The organism is Metabacillus niabensis, assembly GCF_020524345.1.
GTDB classification, from domain to species: domain Bacteria; phylum Bacillota; class Bacilli; order Bacillales; family Bacillaceae; genus Metabacillus; species Metabacillus niabensis_B.
Window position 1 is genome coordinate 17,655 of record NZ_JAIVLH010000027.1, and the last position, 23,701, is coordinate 41,355.

Sequence of the window (23,701 nt, forward strand, 5' to 3'; positions counted from 1 at the left end):
TTAGTTCATATAAAATTAAAAAAAGAAGACCGAATCTTAATCACGATTCAGTCTTCCTAAACTTATTATTTTGAGTTAGAGTAGCGGCGTTGTTTGTTACCTTGGCCACTTTTATTACGGTCACGGCTTCCGTATGATGAACGGTTTTTTTGTCCATCTCTGCGGTTGAAATCACCTTTTCTTCTGTTGTTGCTAGAAGAACGACCTTTGTTTTTGGATTTTGAGTATAGTGGTGCTTCTTCCGTTAATTTTACTTCAACAGAGTTAGGCTCTTTTGTCATGTATTTGATGGCAGCAGCTACAACTACTTGTGCATCAAACTCTTCTAAAAGCTCTTCAGCAGTACGCTTGTAGAAAGATAAATTATCGTTTTCAATAATTGAGCGCATTTTTTCAACTGTCATCTGTTGTTGACTTTCAATTGCTTCATCAAGAGTCGGCGGCTTCATACGTTCCATTTTACGTTTTGTTGTGCGCTCGATATTTTTCACAATATCCAATTCTCTTGGTGTCACAAACGTCATCGCCATACCTGTTTTACCTGCACGACCAGTACGTCCAATACGGTGAACATAACTTTCCGGATCTTGTGGTACATCAAAGTTGTAAACATGTGTGACACCAGAGATATCTAATCCACGCGCAGCAACGTCTGTTGCAACTAGAACTTCTATCGTACCTTCTTTGAACTTACGTAATGTTGACATACGTTTAGCCTGTGTTAAGTCACCGTGAATTCCTTCTGCTGTGTAACCTCTTAAAGTTAACGCTTCAGATAATTCATCAACACGTCGTTTTGTACGACCAAACACAATGGCAAGCTCAGGTGATTGGATATCAAGTAGTCTTGTTAAGATATCAAATTTCTTTCTTTCCTGTGCCTCTAAATAATATTGAGTAATATTCGGAACTGTCATTTCCTTCGCTTTTACTTTTACAAGCTCAGGCTCTGTCATAAACTTTTCTGCAATACGACGAATCGGGTCAGGCATTGTAGCTGAGAAAAGTAATGTTTGACGCTCATCTGGTACATTTGAAAGGATTGATTCAATATCTTCAATGAATCCCATGTTTAACATTTCATCTGCTTCATCTAATACCATCGTATGAACGTTGTTTAAGCGAATGGTTTTACGATTAATATGGTCAAGTAAACGACCAGGCGTTCCAACAATGATGTGAGGATTTTTCTTAAGAGAACGAATTTGTCTGTTAATATCCTGACCACCATAAATTGAAAGAACTCGAGAGCGTTTATGATAACCAATTTTATATAGTTCTTCTGAAACTTGAATCGCTAATTCACGTGTAGGAGCAACAACAACAGCTTGTATGCTGTTATTTTTCACATCAATTTTCTCAATAAGAGGGATACCAAATGCGGCTGTTTTTCCAGTTCCCGTTTGCGCTTGCCCGATAACATCCTTCTTCTGCAAGGCTAATGGAATGGTTTGGGCTTGAATTGGTGAAGGTTCTTCAAACCCCATTTTGCTAATAGATTCCATCAATGACGAACTTAAACCTAAATCTTGAAACGTTATTGTCAATGTATTCATACTCCTTCTATATCGTTTGCTGTAAATATTTACAGACCTTATAGGTAATCCAAAATCGTCTTCATAATGAAACGATGTTTATATTCAATCCTAATCTCTGGTCACTACCAGAAACATTAGAAAAACTTGGCTTATCGACAAGTTCTAATGGCGAAAGCCTTCGTTCTTCTTATACTATCTTCCATACGCTATATGCATATTGATAGTATAAAAAAAGATTATCAACTGTTGTGTCATCATGAAAAAACAGTCAGGTGTGTTAGAAAACATGTTATATCTTAATGAACAAAGTTTTCCTTATACATGTTAAACCGTTCTGATTATTTGCAAGAAAAAATGCCCTTTATTAACGAAGGGCAGCAGTTTACCTTATTTAAAGCCCGCAAACACTTTAAATGTAATCATACCACTACCAGTAATGTATTTCAACTTAATGTCAAAACCAGTAAAACAAAATCTGTTTAATATACACCTTACAAAAGACCTAAAAGATCATTGTGTTAGTACTTTATCTTCTTTATATAGAAATTCTTCTACATAGTTTTTTAGGTCTTCATAATCATCTCCGTGACAAACGTGATGCTTTGAACACGGTAATAAGTGTAGCTTTTTTTGTTTTGAAGGAATGCTGTTATATAAATAATAAGCACTTTTCACCGGTACAATTCCGTCACACTCACCCTGAATAATCAAAACCGGTATGTTGAGATACTGAAAATAAGGCTTTACTTTCTTCACAAGTTTTTGAAATTCAAAAGTAGCTTTAATTGGTGTATGCATGATTTTCATTTTATACCGGTTAAACAGCTCATTATCTTTAATATTCCCATTCATTAAATCTTTTATCATTTCTTTTGAATCAAGGAAGATTTGTTTTGGATTTACATAATATGCTGCGGCACTAAGCAAAACCAACTTTTGGATATTATAATTAGCTGCTAAATAAGAGGCAATGATCCCTCCCATTGAAAAACCAATTACATATACCTCATCCACCTCATCCATTAAGGTTAAAAGCTCTTGTTCAGCATATGTAATCCATTCCATATATGTATGCCCCTTTAAGGAAAGAGTTACACCATGTCCAGGCAGGGTTGGCACCTTAACAACCCAGCCTGTTTTTTCTTTAATATAGCTCGCTAACGGCTCAACCTCATAAGGGGCGCCAGTAAAACCATGAATAAATAGACAGCCTTTCATAGAATTAAAAGCCTCCTTTGAACGGTATCAGAAAATTCATATTCATTAGTTCCCAATAGGAAAATATCAAGTAATAAGAGCGTTCACTACCTCTTCAAGTTTCATCCCTCTTGATGCTTTCACAAGCACAACATCATTCTTTTGGACGAGTGACTTTAACAATGTAATCAATGCACTTTTCTCTTCAAAATGATGTACAAATTCTTGAGCAAAATTTTCTTTTGCCCCTGCAGCTATTTCTGCACCTAAACGTCCAAAGGTAAAGATATGTGAGATGTTATTTTGCTTGATCGCTCTCCCCACCTCACGATGATATTCTTTTTCTTCCTCACCCAGTTCCAACATATCGCCAAGAACAACAAACTTTTGCTCAAATCCATTTAGGTTTTCAATTAAGTCAATTGCTGCCTTCATTGAAGTAGGGCTGGCATTATATGCATCATTAATGATAGACGCACCACTTTTTGCCTCAATTAATTCCAAGCGCATACCCGTAACCTTAATCGACAAAAAGCCTGCCTTAATCTTTTCCTTATTTACACCTAAATGTTCAGCAACAGCATATGCAGCTAATGCATTCCATACATTATGTTTTCCTAGGACTGGAATAAAGTATTCCTCATTTTCCACTTTAAATGATGTACCAGTTAGCTCCTGGGTGATCTCTGCCGGGTAATATTCATTTGTTGACTTTTCACCAAATGTAGCTGTTTTTAACGACAAGTCTGATACTCTTTCCTGTAATAAAGGTTCGTCTCCATGATAAATGAACAAGCCATCTCTTTTTAATCCTTTTGTAATTTCCAGTTTTGCTTCTGCAATTCCTTCTCTTGAGCCTAGATCCATTAAATGTGATTCACCAATATTTGTAATTACCGCTACATCTGGATGAGCAATTTTTGATAAAAGCTCTATTTCACCTCTGCCACTCATGCCCATTTCCAGTACAGCCACTTCAGTTTCTTCACTCATGCTTAATACAGTTAATGGCAATCCAATATGATTATTGAAATTACCTTTTGTTTTATGTACGTTATATGTGGTTTCTAATAGAGATGCCACCATATCCTTTGTTGTTGTTTTTCCATTACTGCCGGTGATTCCAACAACTTTTACTTGCAGTTGGTTCATGTACGATTTCGCAAGCGTCTGCAACGCTGTAAGTGTATTCTCAACAAAAATTACCGGGGCATCTTTTGGTGGATTCTTCTCCGACTTTTGCCAAAGCACTGCTGCCGCTCCATCTTTTAATGCCTTTTCTCCAAACTCATGACCATTATAAATATCCCCCACAAGTGGAATGAACAAGCTTTCTTTTTCAACCTGACGGGAATCTGTTGTAACACCTGAGATGTAAAGGTTCTTATATTCTTCCGCCAAACCATATCCATCGACCATTTTTTCTATTTCAAGCAACGATCTTTTAATCATATCCCCACTCCTATTTTGTTAAATGGAAAAAGGAACTGACTGGTGCTTTATTCAGTTCCCCTCATTCATCTTATATAAACGCTTTTTTACTTTAGAAAGAATGTTTAATGAGTTGTTTTTGCTCATAACGTTCTAATGCAAGATCTACTAACTTTTCAATGAGTTGTGCATATTCTAGTCCCGTGTGTTTCCACATTAGCGGGAACATACTATATGGAGTAAACCCCGGCATAGTATTCACTTCATTTATTAATGCTCTACCATCCTCTGTTAGGAAAAAGTCTGCACGAACCAGACCTGAACCATCTATAGCTTTAAAGGATGCAATCGCCATTTCTTTAATCATTTCATACTCTGTATCTGTCACATTTCCCGGAATGATTAAATCTGTATCGCCATCTTCATACTTCGCTTTATAATCATAGAACTCTTTTTTCGGAGCAATTTCACCCACAACTGAACATTGAGGTTGATCGTTTCCGATTACAGCAATTTCTATTTCTCTACCTGTAATTGCTTCTTCAATAATAACCTTGCGATCATATTCAAATGCTTCTTTAATTGCCGCCTCTAATGAAGGACGATCCTGACATTTATTAATCCCGACACTTGAGCCAAGATTAGCAGGCTTTACAAAGCATGGGTATCCAAGTCTTTTTTCAATCTCTTCACAAGCAGTTTCAGGTGACTGATCATAATCACTTTTAATAAAAGATACATAGTCTGCCTGTGCTAAGCCTGCCTGAGCAAAGAGGTTCTTCATGACAACCTTATCCATTCCTGCCGCAGATGCTAATACACCGTTCCCTACGTATGGAATGTTTAATAACTCAAGAAGCCCTTGAACTGTTCCATCTTCACCATTTGGTCCATGCAAAAGCGGGAAGATGACATCAATTTTATCTTGTTCTGCTACAGTTGCAGGAAATAAATCCGAATTAAGAGAAACAGGCGAAACAACATCTCCATTTCCCTGGAGTCTTAATGAACTCACTTCCTTGACAGGCTCATTTAATGCCTTACCTCTTACCCATTCTCCATCTTCTTTAATATATATAGGATGTATATCGAATTTACTCATATCCAACGCATTTATAACAGCTAAGGCCGTTTGCAGGGAAACATTATGCTCTGCAGACTTCCCACCATAGATAAGACCTAATTTCATTTTCATCTGGATTATCCTCCTCAGTTCTTTCATCATTCTTATTTTATCACTTTAGGGCAAAATTGTTATTACTGATTCCTTTTTTATGTAATAAGTTTTCGGGAAAACTCGTTATTGCCACTATATAATCCGTATATAGCCCTCATTTTATAGGGTGACACCTGTTTAGATAAGAATTTTCCGAGGAGGTTTGCCTTTATTTTTGTGCCAAAAATGTAAACACCTTTCCTTCTGATAAATCACTTTTACTACTGGAGTAATCTGCATAAACTGTTACAGATGAAAAGCCTATTCTCTCAAGAATTAACTTAAATTCCTTAATTCCAAACCATGTATATGTTTGAACCTTACTTTCCTTATATGGGCTTTTTCCTTCTTTCCAATGTTCAATCGTTAAGGTATATGTGGCTTTTTGTTCGATTAAGTCCAGCTTCACAAGTTTGGATTCTCCAACAAACAAGTTATCATTTTTTTCAAGAACTAAGTTTTCCGCTTGCAGAACCGAAAATTCACTTTGTAAAAAAAGATCAACAATGAAGATGCCGTTCTCTTTTAAATGATCATAACTATTTTTCACTATTTTTATTGCATCAACTCTTCTTGACTTTGAAGACACAACTCCAAAAGGAAGGATGACCGCTTCATATAACGAGGCTGTTTTGAAATTAGGAAGCATAGCTTGCAGTAATTTTGGAGACAGACTAATCTCTTTACATTTTTCATAGCAATCTTTTTTTCCAGTTTCAGAATCAATGACACCTTCCATCTTCAAGCCACGAGCGATAAATTGCGGAAGCAAATGCAAATGATTCTGACCTAATTCAAGGACTTTACCTTTTATTTCCTTTAGGTTTTCATAATAAAAATCAACAGCACTCACTAATTCATTTTCCTGTATATACGACTGAAGTGAATCCATAACAAACCATTTCAATCCTAACGTCATTTTTGCATCTCTCCTAAAATACATAAGTACGCTTCTAACTTCCCACTTATACTTGAAAATTATGTAAACATCATCAAATTGATATAAGAACGAAAGGTTGTTCATATTTATTATAAAAAAGGTGTAAACATTATGTTCATCTTGCTAAAAACAATCTAAACTAGAGAGTAAGTAGTTTCTTAAACAAAGGAATTGAACTAAAAGGTGTCTTAGCTTTTTAGAAATGGAGGGAAGAAAAATGAAGCGAATTAGTGTTTTTTGCGGATCAAGTCCGGGTGCTTCTTCTTTATATTTAGAAGCAGCAGAAAAACTCGGAAGCCATTTAGCCAAAGAAGGAATTACTCTTGTCTACGGCGGTTCTAAACTCGGGGTTATGGGCTCAGTAGCTAACGCAGCTCTCCAAGCTGGTGGAGAGGTTATTGGAATCATTCCAAAAATGTTAATGGAAAGGGAACTTGCACATACAAACTTAACAGAGTTAATTGTTGTCAATACCATGCATGAACGCAAAGCAAAAATGGAACAGCTCTCGGATGGATTCATTGTGCTACCTGGGGGTCCCGGTACTATGGAAGAATTTTTTGAAGTATACACATGGGCTCAACTAGGGGAGCATCAAAAACCAATCGGAATGATTAACGCCAATCAATACTATGATAAACTGTTGGCATTCTTCAGTCATATGATTCAAGAAGAATTTTTAAAGCCTGAATATCATTCCATGGTGATCGTCGAACAGGATCCACAAGAACTTATCAATAAATTCCGTACGTATAAACCACCTTTATTAACAAAATGGATTACTTCTGAACAAACATAGGTAACTACCTATGTTTTTTTACCTCAATATCTCTACTTCTTTAAACGTTTTCTTTTTCCCTGTGCATATTGTTTTCATTTTGATAAACACTACTCACATAGAGGTGAGGGATATGAATCGAGGAATTTGGACCGCTCTTTCAGCGATTGGAATTGCACAGGGTCTTAAAATATTTACACACAAAAAAGAGAATGATGTTTGGGATTGGCGGCCAATCTTCCAAACAGGCGGAATGCCCAGCTCACATTCAGCAGGAGTATCAGCCCTCGCAACATATGTTGCAACTAAAAAAGGTATACACTCTGTTGAAACAGCTTTAGCAGTTATTTTTGGAATTATTGTCATGTATGATGCACAAGGAATAAGAAGACATACAGGTGAGATTGCAAAGATCGTTAACGATCTTGATGCAGATATAGAGCTTTTATCCGGACATATGCCTGGTCTTTTTCATGTAAAACAAGAAAAAGAATTAAATGAACTTCTTGGTCACCAGCCGGCTGAAGTCGCAGGTGGTGCGTGTTTAGGTATCCTAATAGGATTGGTCAGTTCTTTATTAAGAAAAGCGTAAGCGCCTTGATCAGTCCCGACAAGCATAAGGCGATTTGGAATAAAGGGCGTTCTTTGCCTTCAATTCCAAATTGCCTTATGACCTCGAGGGACTAGGCGCTGGAGCTAGACACCACACTAAGTACAAAATTTTATACTTTCTTACCTGTTTTTTATACCTTTGTTGCCGTCACACAAACGGCAAGGATTGGATAAAGCCGCTTATAACAGATATTCACATCTTTAAATCCACAATCACATAAGTCCTGGTAAATTTGATTTGCAAACATTCTTGTTTTTATTGTACTTGCATTTTCTTCTCTTGGCTGCATGGTAATAGCAATCTGTCCATTTTCCTTCATCGATTTATACAACCGCTCTAGTCCCTTTTTCGGATGCTTCCAAATGGTGTAGTTATTAACTGAGAGTACCTTGTTGTAACGATCATTTGGCAGATCTGCCATTTCTATATCACCAACCAAAACCTTTGCTCTTTCATCTTCGATAAACTCTTTTAATCTATGTTCAGCCTGCTCTTTCATTGTTTCAGAAACGTCAATTCCATGTATAGTCACTTGGGAATAATTTTGAAGGATTTTCTTCATACACACGCCGGGTCCATACCCCACTTCAAGAACATAACCTTTATTGTTTATATTCAATAACGATAAGGTCCAATTGTTTAAGCGTTTATTTTCTAATGCCATGATGTTTCCAGCAATTTTCCCTAAGTATCCTTTTGGAACACTAAATTGTTTTTTGAAGGATTTTATCAATTTCGGCACCTCTTTCTCCCAACTTCGGTCCCTAATCAATAACCCTATTCATTCCTTCATAAACACAATTCACTTGAAATCAAAATAAGGCGTTTATTCCTTGATAACCAAAATACAAACCGAACAAAATTAACGAAATTCCTGAAATAACTGAAATAGCCGCAAGTAATGTATGTGTTAAATACTTTCTCAAAAAACTTGAAAGAATCGCCATCATGAAATCCCATAATAATACACCACAGAGAATAGCTGCAGAATAAAAAATAAAATGTGCAGCACCTTCAGTTACCACGGTGTTTGCTAAAATAGATCCATATATCCCAATCCAAAATAAGATACTCAACGGATTAAGTAAGGACATAAAAAAACCGGAAAAATATGATTTTATGTAACTTACACTTCCTCTTCCATTGATCATCATATGTTTTTTAGCAGATAGTAGACTTTCAATTCCTGTATACACCAAGACAAAAAATCCAAATAACCATAAAAAAGTTTGCACAATAGAGATTTGAAGAATATTAACAAAGCCCAGGTATACTAAAAACATGTACACGACATCAGCTGTTGTAGCTCCAAGTCCAAACATCCAGGCATGGAAAAACCCGCCTTTTATCCCCCGATCAATTTGACCTGCATTAACAGGGCCGATTGGTGCTGCTAAAGATACACCTAGAAAAACATAGCTAAATAAACTACTCAACATCCAAACCTCCAGTATCTGATGTAACCATTTAATTATGTATGCTTGTACATCATATTCAGGAAAATCCCAGTTTATGTAGGCTATGTTTTTTAGTTTCTCTTTCAATATTTAATATTATATTTTTTCAAAAAAGAACATTCCCTAAAAAGAGAATGCTGCGGCTATTTAATGAACCAAAACTAATTTAATATGTTCGATATGATGTTTACTATGCCATGCATATAATGCAATATTTGTTGCCAGCTTAACATCTTGCCTTGTTTCAGGGTGATAAAAAGTCTTTTCAAAGTCTGATAATGACATAGACTTTAAGAGATGACACCAGCGTTTGTGGAGAGATTCCAACAACTGCAGGGATACATCTATTGAAGTCTGGCAATCTGGTAAATTAGCCCAAGCCTTTTCATCATATGCTTTTATAGTAGGGCCATTTTCTGTAAGAGCCAACTTAAACCGTATATAGCTGTTCATATGACTATCAGCAAGATGATGGACAATTTGTCTTACGGTCCATCCTCCAGGTCGATAAGAAGTATCTACTAACGATACCGGCAGTGAATCAAGGACCTTCCTTAGTTGTTCAGGAGCCCCTTCTATTGTATCGATCCACCCTTCTAAATCCTTTTTAGTAACATTTTCCGGAGGTACAAATTCGCCGATGGGGTACTGCAGATTTTTTTTCATTATCCATTTCACTCTCCATTACAAGATTATTGTTAGTTTCATTATATTTCTGCAGGAACTTTTGAACAATACAGAAAAATCACACTTTATATTGTTAATATGTTATAGTATGATCAATCTCTTACCATTAAATTGTAAATTATATCATTGGGGGTGTTTACTTTGAGAGCTATCCTACTGGGCGTTTGTTCTTCCTTCTTTTTTGCCTTTACATTTGTCTTAAATCGTTCTATGGAGCTATCCGGAGGAAGTTGGTTATGGAGTTCATCCTTGAGGTATTTTTTCATGCTCCCTTTTCTTATTCTTTTTGTCATAGGGACAAAAAAATGGTCTCCGCTTATGAAGGAAATGAAAAAACATCCGGTTCAATGGCTATTATGGGGTACAGTGGGATTTGGTTTATTTTATGCTCCGATCTGTTTTGCAGGTGCATTCGGACCTGGTTGGTTAATTGCGGCAACTTGGCAGATGACAATCCTTTCAGGCTCACTTCTTGCTCCGCTCTTTTTCAAGGAAATTCAAACGGCAAATGGCCCTTTAAAAGTTCGGGGACAAATCCCTATTAAAGGACTGAGCATGTCAATGATCATTCTTCTAGGTGTTGCTGTAATGCAATATGAACATGCCAGTCATTTATCACTAAAACCTGTATTACTAACTATCATCCCAGTTCTCATTGCATCATTTGCCTATCCGCTTGGAAACCGCAAAATGATGGCACTTTGTGATGGAAGATTAGATGTATTTCAGCGTGTTTTAGGAATGACATTAGGCAGCTTGCCTTTATGGATTATTTTCGCCATCTTTGCTTTATCCACAACAGGTCTGCCGACAAAAACACAAACGATCCAATCCTTTTGGGTAGCCATATGTTCAGGCTTAATCGCAACTTTACTATTCTTTCAAGCTACGAATATGGTACAGCATAATATGGCACAGCTTGCAGCAGTCGAGGCAACTCAGTCGATTCAAGTACTTTTTGTTTTATTAGGTGAAATCCTTTTCTTAGGAGCAGCTTTGCCAACCTCTCTTTCCCTCTTCGGGATGGCATTAGTTATGATCGGTATGGTATTACATAGTTATATTTCCAGGAGTGACAAAGTAACACAATCAGTAAAGCCTGAAGCTACCAAACAATTTTCATAATCACATCGGTTAAGGCTCTCAAAGGATAAGCAGTGATTGTACGCTTATCCTTTTCTCTTGTTTTTACACACACCAGGCTCAGCATTTATTTTTCCAGCATCATCCTGACTGTTTTTAATGTATGCCCGTCAAACACATCATCATATTCTGTTTCTATCATAAATCCTTTTGATTTATAAAAGTTTACAGCACTTTGATTATCTTTCTCCACGTTTACGTACATTTTCTTTAAATACTGCAACTTCTCTAGACCTGTCTTTAAAAGCTCTGTGCCAATTCCATTACCCTGGTATTCCTCATATAAATAAATAGCTCCAAGTTCAACCTTTTTTTCATCCTTAAGAGGAGTGAAATTTGCAAAACCAATAATATTACTTTCTTGCTCAGCAACAAGAAAAAGTGTTTCCGTTAATCTCTTCATTAACATCTCATCTGAATATGCAATATTAACAAAACTTTCCTGTATATGTTCAGGTATAATTCCCTTATATGTACTATGCCAGCTTGACTTCGCAACACGTTGTACTTGCTCTATATCTCCTTCATTCATTCTACGAATGTGTAATGTCATAAAATCCCTCTTTAATAAGTTTAGTAGATAATTACAGATTATAACATTTATTTTTCATAAAACGAATTAAAATGCAAGCGATTCCAGTGAGATTGCCAGAAAGGATCGAAACCTCAATAATAAAATCCGTAAACATTGAAAGTGTTTACAAAATTGTTGATAATTCAGTTAATATGTGGATAACCTGTTGGTAAGTACCTATGTTATCCACATACTATTATTAAAAGGAACTACTACCAACCACTTGAAATAGGCGATCTTTGTTAAGGTTTGTAATAGATTCATGAATGTTATCCACAATTAATGGTGCATCATAATCCATTGAAGCAACATGGTATGAATTTTTCAATTCAATTAGCAACTTTTCAGAAGAAGAGATGTTGTTAAATATATAATCAGAATTTGTTGGTGAAACAACATGATCAATTTTCGACTTAAAAATGATAGTTGGAATTGATATATGTTTCAATTTATTTTTTGTATGATCCATTAAATCAAGCAATTGATGAATAGCTTTTAACGGGACTTGATCATACGTAATTTCATGTACAGCATGTTTTTTTATATCAGGATGACCTTCTTCAATCATGCTCAATGTATTTTCATATCGATACTCATTGTATGCAACATCTGTAACAGCGGCATTTATGAGGAAGATGCCATCTACATTCTGTCTTAAAGCTACTTGAAGTGTTAAAGCTCCTCCCATTGATTGCCCTACTATATACACCCTTTCACAGGTTTGCTTTAATGTTTCATGGGCTTTCTGAAGATTTTCAATCCATTCCTCATATGTACTCGATTCCATATCTTTCACATGAGTACCATGTCCCTTTAATCGGGGAATAGAGACTGTATAGCCATATTCAGCAAGGCTTTTTCCTATATATTCCATACTCTGCGGTGTACCATTGAAACCATGGCATAAAACAATTCCTGTTTCATTTCCTTTGAAAAATAAACTTTCCGCTCCTGAAAGAACGGGATGCAATTCGTTATTCATAATAAACCGCCTCCTTAATTCTTCTAATATTACCTAGATATTTACAAGATCCTCAGGTTTACTATTTAAATACTTAATTTTAATTATTCTTATAAGTTTACTTGGTTTTATATTTTCATTTTAACCTATTCCTCCATTTTACACAACCAGAGATTGATGTTAAAAAGGATGATGCCAATATTGTTTGACATCATCCCTTTTTTATTTAGGCTGTTTTTACAAACTTTGATTTTCCAGGTTAAAAAGTCGTTCGTTCCATTGCGCTCCAGACATTCCAATTCACTATAAAGTTAAAATAATATACTTAAGCAACAATCTTTCCGAATACAACCTTTATTTATAACTCGGATAACCTGTAAACTTAAAATCATTTCCTATCTTCATTATATCTAGATGATTAATAGTAATAGCATCTGACATCTTTTCAATCCCGAGACCACCGATGAAGCCTGGGGCACCTTTTCCTCCAATCATCTTAGGAGCTATATATAATACGATCTTATCAACTAATTGCTTAGCTAGAAAAGATGCATTCACTTCTCCTCCACCTTCAATCAGGACAGAAGAGACACCTTTTTCACCAAGTATTCTGACTGTATCATGTAAATCAACCAGCTCAACACCTGAAGTAATAAATACATTTACTCCTAAAACTTCCAATTGGTCCTTAGCAGATTGAGAAAAGCTTTGGGATGTGAAGATCCATGTTTCAGCCTTTTGGTCAGTCACTATTTTAGAATGAAGCGGTGTCGTTAAGCGACTGTCAAGAATGATGCGTACAGGATTTCTCCCATGTTCAATTCTCGTTGTTAATTCAGGGTCATCCTTCATGACAGTCTGAACTCCTACTAATATTCCGGCATGCTCATGTCTTAATTGATGAACATCTTTTCTCGCTTCCTCTGATGTGATCCATTTACTATCAGATGTATAAGAAGAAATTTTGCCATCTAATGTTGTAGCAGATTTCATCGTGATAAACGGGATCTTTGTTGTAATAAATTTATTAAATACTTCGTTCATCATAATGGATTCTTCTTCACAAACACCAACAGTCACATCTATATCGGCATCTTTTAAGATCTTTATTCCATTCCCTGCAACAAGGGGATTTGGATCAAGAGTTGCAACAACTACTTTTTTGATACCGGCTTCTACAATCGCAACTGCACATGGACCTGTTCGACCGTGATGTGAACAAGGTTCAAGGGTAACATACATTGTGCCTCCCTTTGCTAGATCACCCGCCATATTGAGAGCATGTATTTCAGCATGCGGACCACCTGCTTTTAAATGTGCTCCTACTCCTACAATACGGTTTTGATTGACAATTACAGCACCTACCAATGGGTTTGGTACAGTCTGTCCTTTCATCGCAGCAGCATTATTTATGGCTAAGTTCATATAAACCTCATGTTCACTCAATCGTAAATCCTCCTCTAAAATGGCCAGCCTTCTCCATTTTTGTTTCTAAATATCGCTGATTATAGTGGGACACATCTCCCCATAATGGTATTCGTCCATCTACATTTGCACCGGATTTATGAAGTGCCTCAAGCTTAAGGGGGTTATTTGTAATTAATGTAACAGGTAATTGTCTAAGAGATGCTAACACTCGTATAGCTTCTTCATAGCTTCTCATATCATCTGCAAACCCTAATTGCTCATTTGCCTCAACAGTGTCTAACCCATCCTCCTGAAGAAGATACGCAAAGGCCTTGCTAAATAAACCTATTCCCCGGCCCTCATGATTTGCTAGGTAGAATAATGCCCCAACACCATGTTCTTTTATCATTTTTAACGATTGTTTTAATTGATAACCACAATCACATCTTTTACTTCCAAATATATCACCTGTATGGCATATGCTGTGCATCCGGATAAGTGCAGATTCTTCTGTTTCAAAATCACCGTATACCAATACACTTGATTGCTGCTGACCAGCTAATTCAAGAGTAGGTAATCTATCTATTAACGTTTTCAACGAAGAATCTTGTTCCCCCTCTACATTCAGCCAGCAATACCATTTAAAAAATAATGCTTCATCATCTAATTGTATTGGCAGATTAATTGGGCCAACTATATAAGTCATTCCCTCTTCATAAGGTACTACCGTTATTTTATCTTCTAAGGTTTTTAGAGGAATCTCCTTTATTGCTTCAATCATACATTTTTCTCCCCTTAACATTTAACTTACTTATTGTAAGTAAGTATACGTTTTGGAGATAAATAACGTCAACTTTTCTGATTTTTCCTTCCATCTTTAAGTTATAGACAAAATACTTTTTTTTCATCAAGAAAAGGGTAAAATAATACTAGAGGTGATCATGATGGAACATATAAAAACAGACAAACAATTTCAAGATCTGATTACAAGTGAGGAGCCTGTAGTAGTAAAATTCGTTACAGACTGGTGTCCTGATTGCAAACGTATGGATATGTTTTTGCCAACTGTTTTTGAAGAGGTTGGTAATGTGAAGATGTATGAAATTGACAAAGACGAACTACCAGAAATTGCTGAGACACATAGTGTTATGGGAATCCCAAGCTTATTGGTGTTTAAAAATGGTGAAAAACTAGCCCATTTACATAGTGCTAACGCTAAAACTCCTGGTCAAGTGATTGAGTTTTTATCAGAATCAATTAAATAAGGTTGAAAACATGGAAATTTCCGAGGGTAGATCACTAGGTGTTTACCCTCGGAAGTTTTATAAAGTTCAGATTCAACTTCTATTCCTTTTATTTTCACCTGGTTTAAACCCCATTGTAGCCTTCACTGCTTTTTGCCAACCATCATAGAGTTCATTTCGTCGTTGTTCATCCATACCTGGTTCGAATGATTGATCCACCTTCCACAGTGATGCGATCTCTTCACGATCCTGCCAAAATCCAACGGCAAGTCCTGCTAAATAAGCCGCTCCTAAAGCAGTTGTTTCGTTGATAATCGGGCGCTCCACAGAAACATTTAGAATATCACTCTGAAAATGCATAAGCATATTATTTTTTACAGCTCCACCGTCAACACGAAGTTTCTTTAGTTTGATACGTGAGTCTGCTTCCATTGCCTTTAAAACATCCTTCGTCTGATAGGCTAGTGATTCAAGCGTAGCTCTAATAAAGTGCTCTTTCGTCGTTCCACGCGTTAAACCAAAAATAGCACCTCTTGCATCACTGTCCCAATATGGTGTCCCTAAGCCTACAAATGCAGGTACAACATAGACCCCTTCTGTTGATTCTACCCTTTCAGCATATTTTTCCGATATAGGGGCATTATCGATCATTCTTAACCCATCACGCAGCCATTGAATTGCTGACCCTGCCACAAAAATACTACCCTCGAGTGCATATTCAACTTTGCCATCAATGCCCCAAGCAATGGTTGTTAATAATCCATTATCTGAAGGTACTGCTTTCTCACCTGTGTTCATTAACATAAAGCAACCTGTTCCGTAGGTGTTTTTTGCCATTCCCTTCTCATAACATGCCTGCCCAAACAATGCGGCCTGTTGATCACCAGCAACACCTGCAATCGGGACAGCTTCTCCAAAGAAATGATAATCAACCGTTTCTGCATACACTTCTGAAGAAGAGCAAACTTCCGGTAGCATAGATTTTGGAACATCTAGAATTGTTAGTAACTCATCATCCCATTGCAAATCATAAATATTATACATAAGAGTTCTAGATGCATTTGTATAATCGGTGACATGCTTTGCTCCACCAGAAAGCTTCCAGATCAACCAAGAATCAATCGTCCCAAAAAGCAATTTACCTTCATTTGCTTTTTGTCTAGCTCCCTCGACATGGTCAAGTATCCATTTTACTTTTGTTCCTGAAAAATAAGGGTCTATTAATAATCCTGTTTTCTTGCGAAATACATCTTGATAACCGCTTTCTTTTAACCTTTCACAAATATCAGCTGTTTGTCTTGATTGCCACACAATCGCATTGTAAATAGGCTTTCCTGAATCTTTCTCCCAAACAACGGCTGTCTCACGCTGGTTGGTAATACCGATGCCGGCAATTTCTTTAGGTGAGATAGCTGTTTTAGCTAATAATTCAGCTATCACTGCTAGTACAGAACTCCAAATTTCCAATGCATTATGTTCTACCCAACCCGGGTTCGGGAAATATTGAGGGAATTCTCGTTGAGCGACTTCAACAATTTCTCCTTTTTTATTAAACAGAATAGCCCTTGAGCTTGTTGTTCCTTGATCTAAAGCAAGAATATATTTCTTTGTCACAACTAATTCCTCCATTCATCACTATGGGTATGTATATACATACTTCTTTGTTGTTAGGGAAAACCCTTTACACTAGTAAAAAATAGCGATCAAATTTTGGTCTCATTTCTCTGTTTTCTTTCCATTCATCCGAACACTTCATCAGCAAGATCAGTATGGTAAAAAATCTATTTCTCTACAATATATAAAGCGACACCAATTAAACTATCATTTATTCATTCGATTTATAAATAAAACTTTTTGTTCATTCAAATGATAGCAACTTTCTTAATTTATCATAAGTCCATTTCCAACTGTTTGTTGGTTTGGAATAAAGTTTGATCAAAAGCTTGCCGAAAACATTGATTTTATAGTGAGAAGAAAACCATGCATTTTGAAAAAAGATTGATCAAAATGTGTGGGTTTGATTTTTACTTGAAGATATTTTTTATAAAAAAGATTGATTAAAATTAAAGTTCGTTGGCTTCAGCTACTCTATTAAATTCATTCCAATTATAATAAGGATAATCATTTGAGGTTAAAAAGAAATTTTCTCTTGCGGTAACGATTAATGATTTCACTGTATATTCATCACTTTCATCTTGAATATCAAATAAATCTAAAACTAAATTTTTATTTAACTCAATTACTTCATGTCTATTCTTAATTTTTTCAATAGTATTCTTTTTACTAATTTTCTTTTCATCTTTAAATCTCATTTCTTTTAATGAAATCGCAGGTTGATAATACTTTACTTCTATATTAAATATGATTTTCCTTTTTTCATCCAAGGCTATTACATCAATATCACCTTTATTGGCTAAAATATTTTTATTCCCATTGATAATTTTATTTATTTCGAATCTTGGAACAAAAATATTTTTTCCATTATATTTCTTTTTCTCTGAAGGTAAACGATATCCATGATTCATTAAAACATCTACAACGCTAGCAACAAAATAACTCGTCATATGTTTAGTTATTTCATCCATTTCAGTATTCATTAAAGACATATTATTTTGATAATCCTTAATAAAGAAATATGGAAAATGACTTGAGTGATGTAAAGCTTTAAAAACTCCATAGTTTTGAATTAAATCATACGGTCCAAAAATAACGAGACCATTTACCCTTATTATAGATTTCAACTCATAAATAATCCTATTATTTATACTTTGTTGTATACTTAAATTTTGTAAAGAAAATAAATCTATTATTTTTTCAAACTTGGTCCTGTCTAATCCCAATTCACATTTGATGATTTCATATAATTTTTCTTTACTAATCATAATTAATTGTAAAGATTGATATTCAAATGTATATTCGTCAAACAGACTTTTTAATCTAAAAGGCATTGCAACTACAGAGCGTATTTCTTCAGAGGTAATACCATACTTTTCTTTTAGAAACTCTTCTACCTTTTCTTCCATTGATAAAAGATCCAAATTCATTTCTTCTAATTTAGATAATAAATTTTTATTTTTAATAACGTAATTCTCTGGTTTCTCGATACTAGAATCAAATCTTGATTTTTCATAGTATGTATCTACTATTTCATCTTGTTTTTGACGTTCTAATATCTCTGAAATATCAAGTTTTTCTTGTCTATCTTTAAAAATACTATCTAACACATTCTCTAAGTTTATTAATATTCTCGATAAGGAAATTGCAGTAACCAAGTTACAATACCCCGCTTCTAATTCACCTATAAAGGCACCAAGAAAATCATCATTATCAATTTCATAAACTAGTTCAATCAACAAATTTGTAATACCATATTCATTCATCCAAAGCCAGTATTCTTTATCTCCTGAATCAATTGCAGCTCTAAAATATTGCCTATGCATAAGCATTACCATAATTACATCTTCTCTTGTATAAAATGACAAATGTGCTTTAATAATGCGTTTAATATCTTCAATTAATCGATTAATATTTTCTACTGTATATTCCATACCATTAAATTGTTCTCTTAAATAAATTTCGCTTCTATAAAATAAAAAGTCATCTTTAAACAAAGTTTCTCCCCAAGATTCAATACTTTTAAAAAGCGAAAACTTAAAAAATTCTACAGTACATTCTTCGCAATAATTACTTTCAGGAGTTAACAGTAAAGCGCTTTGACATTCTTTACATTTCACAATTAAATACACTCCTACTATTTCATATTTATCTTTAAAGATAATAATCTTAAGTTGGCACTCAACTATTTTTACTACACAATAGATTCCCTTAGCATATAACTAACTGTAGAACCTCTATTGACCAAAAAATTCAAAACAACTATCACTTTGTTACGTAATGCAGGTTTTTTCTTGAAACTTAATCTATTTTCTAAAATATATCGTTGCATATACTCTTCTATATAATATTCCGTATTTACTTCTAACTTTTTTTGTTCAAGATGCGGATTATTGTTAATTATTTCACATAACCAATCAATCCCTTGTGAAAGATAATTATTATATCCAACAGTATTTAAAACTCTTCCAATCGCATACAAAACACCCGGCTTGTAACCTAATTCATAACTTATATATCTAAAAAATAAATGGTCATCCTTCTTTAATGAATGCCAAGATTTTATCTTATCGTTCCACCAATGGAATGCAAATAAATAAGTTATAACTATTTGATGAATATCATCATGATATTCTCTTGAAGAAACGGTTCTATCCCTTTCTTCTGTTTTTTTACATAAAGATATTATAATAGGGTGAATATTGTTCCATATATTCCAAAATTCATCATACTTATCCATTTCATCTTGTTTAAGAATAATATCTCTTAAAAGCCACTCAAAGCTTTCACAACTATTTATAAACGGTTCAAAAGCTCTTATTAACTTCTTTTGTTCTTCTAATGATATACACATCAAATATTTTGCCAACCATTTAATATACTCCATTTCGGTTTCTATATTTGCTACAACATCTTCTCTTCTTTTATGTCGTTTTTCAAATAAGACTTCCCAAATATTTTTTCCGATTTCTATTGATTTCATTACAGTAATCTCATTAGTTGGTGCCAAAAGCATATTTAAATTAAGTAACGAATTATAACTTAAATTTGAAAAATCATTCGGAATAGCATAGACATTTTTTATAATATTATTTATTACATGTTGATTTTTATTGATAAATTCAATCGATGAAATTCCATTATATATACTAACCTCTGAATCATATAGAGGTTTTAATTCAACATAACCACAGAAAATTCCTGATGCTATTTTAAAATTTTGTTCCCACATTTTAGTTGCAAAAGATTGAATTACTAGTTTATTAGAATCTAGTATTAATATTAAAAGTAATTCAATAGATTTCTTTAGAGATATGTCACTCATATCCCCATTAGAAATTATTAGTGGAAAAATATTAATTGCCGCTTCAAAACCACTTCCTGATTGAATAACATTTCCACTTTCAATGTTCAATTCAATATAATTTAAAATACTATCTTTACAGTAGTGATAGTCATCTTCAGAAATTAATTCTTTATAGTCCCTTATTAATATAGCGAAAACATATATTGGAGCATATTTTTGAAGATAAAAATATTCATTATTTTTACTCTCCCAAATTTCTCTAGCTTCCCCTAAGGCTTTTAAAGGATTATTTTCATAGTCTATATACTTTTCACTATCCTTTTTATGCTCAAAACGTGCAATTGCCCACATATACAAATCATTTCTATTAAATATTTTTCTGTTTTTCTCTTCTGTTTCATTATGAATTTCAACTAGAGAAGCAGGTAGTTCTGTCACCAAAGGGACATATGTGTGTCCATCCTTTTCGAAAGAATTATCAGTATCAGGCTTTATTTTTCTGATATCCATTCTATAGTATGCGAATTGATATTCTTCCTCAAATTGCTCTATTTTCTCAAACACTTTATCGAGTTGACTATATAAAATTTTATTTCTATTCTCTAAAACTTCAATAGGTAGTTTTTCTAAATTTAATTGATACTCAAGAATTACATCTTCTAGCCTTTTCTTTCTAAAATCTTGATTATTGGTCCTTATTCTCTCATCTTCATATAATTTGTTAGCTGGAACTACACCCTTCAAAAAATTTGATCCAAATTCTTTAACAGCTCGGATGTTATCTAATATAAAAATCTCTTTGGAAGAAATTAATATGCATGCGATGTTAAATAACTTTTGAGGGTATGCCTCCACTAAACTTACTACTACTGATGTTAGAGCTGCCGATTGAGAACTTAATAGTTTTATACAAATCTTTTCTATAACTCCTGGTATCTCTTTGAAAACAAATAATAACCATCTTTCTAACGCCATCAGGATACTTTCAAGTAAATTAGGAGCTGGATATGTACCTCTGTGCATCAGCCATAAACGTTCGCTCGCTACTTGCTCTATTTCTTTTCCATTAGGTAGATTAATTTTAATTGTTAGGAGTTCATCATACTTCTCGACCAATTCCGAATTGGAGTAATCTATGGTTATCTTATTGAATAAATCAATAATAAAATCTATTGTCTCCCAAGGGCTAGACTGCAATAGTCTAAATATAGGAGTTTGAAAAGCACTTGATGGATAATAATCATGAGAAGTTGAGTCATTTAGTCCAAAAGCATCTTCAATTTCACGTGGACTATAAAACACACTGTCTTTTTTAAAAAACCAATATTTATTTGCTAAATCAAATACTAATTTAGGATTCGAGTCAACTAAATTTCCACAATTATATACATTAGTTAATCCCTGCACACACAAATCATAATATTTATGCAGATGATTGAAATCTGTATCTGTTGTTACCTCTTCTACAATGATAGATAACTCACTGTCAATTTCCCAGGCACTTGATAATATCACATTATTTATTTTCTCGATTTTTTTATCATTTAACTTATAGATTAACGATTCATCAGCTTTTACTTTATTGTATAAATATAATGCAATTAAACCTGCATGTTTGGTTTCACTGCCTTTTACATTATGTGAAGTCCAATTATATAAACATTCAATAACTAACATTATATTTTGAGGTTTCCATTCTATTGTTGTTAGATTTTCATAGATGAAATTAAAAATATAACCCCATCCTGCTCCAGTTGGCTTTGTGGATCTATAAAGATTTGCAGATTTTTGTTCTTCAGAAGTTAAAATTTTATTCCAAAAGTCATTATTTATAATTCTACAAGTAGTATTTAATAAGAATATTGCCCTGAATAATAATTTGTATTCATCTCTAGTTAACATGGGTTTTATAAGGTTTATTGAAATTTGATTATCTTCAATGCTCATTAAAGTTATCAAAATCTCATCTTGCCAAATTGAAGAAATTTCACTCGTATAAAATACTTCTATAATAAAATCTTTAATATCTTCTGTTTTTTGTACCAACTTATCTTTAAGCCATAAACGAAGATTTTTTCTCACAACTAAACTGTCACCAATCTCTTCAAAAAAGCTTTTACAGTCCTCTTTCTTAATATATAAATTTTCAAATATATGTTTTAATACAATTTCTTCGTAGATATCATGACTCAAGGAATATCCTCTCATAACTTCATCATAGAATATTATTTCATCTTCCCTGAGTGCCGCAATTGCTTCTGAATCATCATATAGTTGATATTCATAGTAATATACACCCTTATTCGCACAAGATAGGACAATATTACAAATAGTCTTTTCTCTACGAATATCCAACTCTCTATAATGATTAGTATTTTTAATTTTATACGTCCATATACTTTCTATAAATTGTTCAATTGTTGAAATATCGCTATTATTTCCACAAGCTATCTCAATATATAAATTTAGATAAAACAAATTACAAATTAGATTAATATAGGATTCTTCTTTCGGAAGGGGAAAATCTGAATCCTTTAATAAATATTGTAATTTTTGTTTTGACAAAGTCTCTATCTTTAATTCTTGATATCTTACCCCATGTAAAAAAGTATTAATAAAATTATCCTTGTGTACTGTCCTTACTGTAAAAATAATTTTCCATCCATACTTAATCGATAAGTTCACAAACTCATTAAATGTATCTCGGTTATTCATCACTAAAACTTTTTCGGTGGAATCAATCAAACAAACTTTATTTTCTTCGTCTTGGAAAAGCTTTAAATAATCTTCAAAAGTATACTCTCCAAATCTCCTTGAGAACTCTGCAAAAGTAGTAACATCAAAATCTGTCGCTTTAAAAGCGATATTAGCTCCATTTTCATTTTCTAATAAATCTTTTGCAAAGCCCGACTTACCCGATCCCCCCTCACCATAAATAATTAAACATGGAATTTCTGACTGATAAAAAGAGTGGATATCAAAATCATTATTATTATTATTTATTTTAATGATTTGGTCTCTATATCTTATAGTTGACTTTATATTCTCTAATTTACTTTGACTATGAAGTTTAACTTGAGCTAAGTACCCTTTAATTCCTGAATCTGGATTAAAAAAATAATCTCTAATAAGTTCCAATTCAGGTCTCATTAACATTATCTCGAAATTACTTTTGACTCTCCATTCCACAAGAATATCTCTCTCAAGACCATATTGTTCAATTTCTGTTTGATATTCAGGCTTTACAGCATCTTTCTTACTACTTGCACTCAATTCTTTATTCGTATAAATTATAAATCTATCAATTTCAGAATATTTAGTTTTTGCGCCCTTAATAGCATTTTTTAATTCTGTTTTTTTATCAGCAATACTAGTACCTGCATCGTAATATTTCGCCTGAAATCCAATACATCCTTCTCCAATTGTTACAGGTAAAGTTTCCACATACGGCTGATTAAAGTATCTAAATATTCCTGTTTCGATTTTAAACTCATGACAAAAGAGTATATAAGCTAAATGTTCAAATACATCTCTAGCCTTCTCAGTAAATTTATATTGAAACACATCCCAATTAATAGCTATATCTTTATACAT

At 33.9% G+C, this 23,701-nt stretch carries 19 protein-coding genes; 4 read left to right on the plus strand and 15 right to left on the minus strand.

The features are described from left to right. Positions 1 to 65 precede the first annotated feature (65 nt). From LC095_RS22925 to LC095_RS22945, 5 genes are all read right to left on the minus strand, one after another. Positions 66 to 1,547 carry a DEAD/DEAH box helicase gene (locus tag LC095_RS22925; RefSeq protein WP_319005837.1) on the minus strand — a complete coding sequence of 494 codons (1,482 nt, stop codon included), beginning with the start codon at positions 1,545 to 1,547 and terminating at the stop codon, positions 66 to 68. Positions 1,548 to 2,048: 501 nt separating this feature from the next. Next, positions 2,049 to 2,756 carry an alpha/beta hydrolase gene (locus tag LC095_RS22930; protein WP_078433148.1) on the minus strand — a complete coding sequence of 236 codons (708 nt, stop codon included), beginning with the start codon at positions 2,754 to 2,756 and terminating at the stop codon, positions 2,049 to 2,051. A 66-nt stretch (positions 2,757 to 2,822) separates the two neighbouring features. Next, positions 2,823 to 4,187 carry a UDP-N-acetylmuramoyl-tripeptide--D-alanyl-D-alanine ligase gene (locus LC095_RS22935; RefSeq protein WP_226530336.1) on the minus strand — a complete coding sequence of 455 codons (1,365 nt, stop codon included), beginning with the start codon at positions 4,185 to 4,187 and terminating at the stop codon, positions 2,823 to 2,825. A gap of 91 nt (positions 4,188 to 4,278) precedes the next feature. Continuing rightward, positions 4,279 to 5,361, minus strand: a complete 1,083-nt coding sequence (locus LC095_RS22940) for a D-alanine--D-alanine ligase (protein WP_226530337.1) — start codon at positions 5,359 to 5,361, stop codon at positions 4,279 to 4,281. Between the two features lie 190 nt (positions 5,362 to 5,551). Continuing rightward, positions 5,552 to 6,301, minus strand: a complete 750-nt coding sequence (locus tag LC095_RS22945) for a hypothetical protein (RefSeq protein ID WP_226530338.1) — start codon at positions 6,299 to 6,301, stop codon at positions 5,552 to 5,554. Between the two features lie 238 nt (positions 6,302 to 6,539). Between LC095_RS22945 and LC095_RS22950 the strand changes: the two genes are divergently transcribed. Continuing rightward, entirely contained in the window at positions 6,540 to 7,121 is a 582-nt protein-coding gene (locus tag LC095_RS22950; protein ID WP_226530339.1) for a TIGR00730 family Rossman fold protein, read from the plus strand. A gap of 103 nt (positions 7,122 to 7,224) precedes the next feature. Beyond that, positions 7,225 to 7,692, plus strand: coding sequence for a divergent PAP2 family protein (locus LC095_RS22955; RefSeq protein ID WP_226530340.1), 468 nt, complete (start codon positions 7,225 to 7,227; stop codon positions 7,690 to 7,692). 151 nt (positions 7,693 to 7,843) lie between these two features. Here LC095_RS22955 and LC095_RS22960 read toward each other — a convergent pair whose 3' ends face one another. From LC095_RS22960 to LC095_RS22970, 3 genes are all read right to left on the minus strand, one after another. Next, on the minus strand, positions 7,844 to 8,455 hold the full coding sequence (locus LC095_RS22960; protein WP_226530341.1) for a class I SAM-dependent methyltransferase: 612 nt from the start codon (positions 8,453 to 8,455) through the stop codon (positions 7,844 to 7,846). A 70-nt stretch (positions 8,456 to 8,525) separates the two neighbouring features. Continuing rightward, positions 8,526 to 9,149: a LysE family transporter gene (locus LC095_RS22965; RefSeq protein WP_226530342.1), complete on the minus strand. Its 624-nt coding sequence runs from the start codon at positions 9,147 to 9,149 to the stop codon at positions 8,526 to 8,528. Between the two features lie 168 nt (positions 9,150 to 9,317). After that, the gene (locus LC095_RS22970; protein WP_226530366.1) at positions 9,318 to 9,836 is read right to left on the minus strand and encodes a YfiT family bacillithiol transferase; all 519 of its coding nucleotides are present in this window, start codon (positions 9,834 to 9,836) and stop codon (positions 9,318 to 9,320) included. Between the two features lie 162 nt (positions 9,837 to 9,998). Here LC095_RS22970 and LC095_RS22975 point away from each other — a divergent pair, with 162 nt between their 5' ends. Then, the gene (locus LC095_RS22975) at positions 9,999 to 10,982 is read left to right on the plus strand and encodes a multidrug resistance efflux transporter family protein (protein ID WP_226530343.1); all 984 of its coding nucleotides are present in this window, start codon (positions 9,999 to 10,001) and stop codon (positions 10,980 to 10,982) included. Positions 10,983 to 11,067: 85 nt separating this feature from the next. Here the strand turns inward: LC095_RS22975 and LC095_RS22980 are convergent, their stop codons facing one another. From LC095_RS22980 to LC095_RS22995, 4 genes are all read right to left on the minus strand, one after another. Then, entirely contained in the window at positions 11,068 to 11,553 is a 486-nt protein-coding gene (locus LC095_RS22980) for a GNAT family N-acetyltransferase (protein ID WP_226530344.1), read from the minus strand. 220 nt (positions 11,554 to 11,773) lie between these two features. Beyond that, a complete protein-coding gene (locus tag LC095_RS22985) occupies positions 11,774 to 12,556 on the minus strand; it encodes an alpha/beta hydrolase (RefSeq protein ID WP_226530345.1) in 783 nt (260 codons plus the stop codon). 333 nt (positions 12,557 to 12,889) lie between these two features. Further along, the gene (gene ribD / locus LC095_RS22990) at positions 12,890 to 13,981 is read right to left on the minus strand and encodes a bifunctional diaminohydroxyphosphoribosylaminopyrimidine deaminase/5-amino-6-(5-phosphoribosylamino)uracil reductase RibD (RefSeq protein WP_226530346.1); all 1,092 of its coding nucleotides are present in this window, start codon (positions 13,979 to 13,981) and stop codon (positions 12,890 to 12,892) included. Next, a complete protein-coding gene (locus LC095_RS22995; protein ID WP_226530347.1) occupies positions 13,974 to 14,723 on the minus strand; it encodes a GTP cyclohydrolase II in 750 nt (249 codons plus the stop codon). Before LC095_RS22995 ends, ribD begins: the two co-directional genes overlap by 8 nt. Positions 14,724 to 14,886: 163 nt before the next feature. Here LC095_RS22995 and LC095_RS23000 point away from each other — a divergent pair, with 163 nt between their 5' ends. Next, positions 14,887 to 15,207 carry a thioredoxin family protein gene (locus tag LC095_RS23000; RefSeq protein WP_226530348.1) on the plus strand — a complete coding sequence of 107 codons (321 nt, stop codon included), beginning with the start codon at positions 14,887 to 14,889 and terminating at the stop codon, positions 15,205 to 15,207. A 72-nt stretch (positions 15,208 to 15,279) separates the two neighbouring features. Here LC095_RS23000 and glpK read toward each other — a convergent pair whose 3' ends face one another. The 3 genes from glpK to LC095_RS23015 all read right to left on the minus strand — a co-directional run bounded on the left by glpK (position 15,280) and on the right by LC095_RS23015 (position 23,701). After that, complete coding sequence (glpK, locus tag LC095_RS23005) at positions 15,280 to 16,800, minus strand: glycerol kinase GlpK (RefSeq protein WP_226530349.1); 1,521 nt, start codon at positions 16,798 to 16,800, stop codon at positions 15,280 to 15,282. Positions 16,801 to 17,249: 449 nt separating this feature from the next. Further along, a complete protein-coding gene (locus LC095_RS23010) occupies positions 17,250 to 18,920 on the minus strand; it encodes a hypothetical protein (RefSeq protein ID WP_226530350.1) in 1,671 nt (556 codons plus the stop codon). A 74-nt stretch (positions 18,921 to 18,994) separates the two neighbouring features. Further along, on the minus strand, positions 18,995 to 23,701 hold the full coding sequence (locus LC095_RS23015; RefSeq protein ID WP_226530351.1) for a hypothetical protein: 4,707 nt from the start codon (positions 23,699 to 23,701) through the stop codon (positions 18,995 to 18,997).

What these genes read in the sequence shown, in the direction of transcription:
- LC095_RS22930 (WP_078433148.1), bottom strand. Translation starts at nt 2,756, where the DNA reads ATGAAAGGCTGTCTATTTATTCATGGTTTTACTGGCGCCCCTTATGAG.
- LC095_RS22935 (WP_226530336.1), bottom strand. Translation starts at nt 4,187, where the DNA reads ATGATTAAAAGATCGTTGCTTGAAATAGAAAAAATGGTCGATGGATAT.
- LC095_RS22940 (WP_226530337.1), bottom strand. Translation starts at nt 5,361, where the DNA reads ATGAAAATGAAATTAGGTCTTATCTATGGTGGGAAGTCTGCAGAGCAT.
- LC095_RS22945 (WP_226530338.1), bottom strand. Translation starts at nt 6,301, where the DNA reads ATGACGTTAGGATTGAAATGGTTTGTTATGGATTCACTTCAGTCGTAT.
- LC095_RS22950 (WP_226530339.1), top strand. Translation starts at nt 6,540, where the DNA reads ATGAAGCGAATTAGTGTTTTTTGCGGATCAAGTCCGGGTGCTTCTTCT.
- LC095_RS22970 (WP_226530366.1), bottom strand. Translation starts at nt 9,836, where the DNA reads ATGAAAAAAAATCTGCAGTACCCCATCGGCGAATTTGTACCTCCGGAA.
- LC095_RS22980 (WP_226530344.1), bottom strand. Translation starts at nt 11,553, where the DNA reads ATGACATTACACATTCGTAGAATGAATGAAGGAGATATAGAGCAAGTA.
- LC095_RS22985 (WP_226530345.1), bottom strand. Translation starts at nt 12,556, where the DNA reads ATGAATAACGAATTGCATCCCGTTCTTTCAGGAGCGGAAAGTTTATTT.
- LC095_RS22995 (WP_226530347.1), bottom strand. Translation starts at nt 14,723, where the DNA reads ATGATTGAAGCAATAAAGGAGATTCCTCTAAAAACCTTAGAAGATAAA.
- LC095_RS23000 (WP_226530348.1), top strand. Translation starts at nt 14,887, where the DNA reads ATGGAACATATAAAAACAGACAAACAATTTCAAGATCTGATTACAAGT.
- LC095_RS23015 (WP_226530351.1), bottom strand. Translation starts at nt 23,701, where the DNA reads ATGTATAAAGATATAGCTATTAATTGGGATGTGTTTCAATATAAATTT.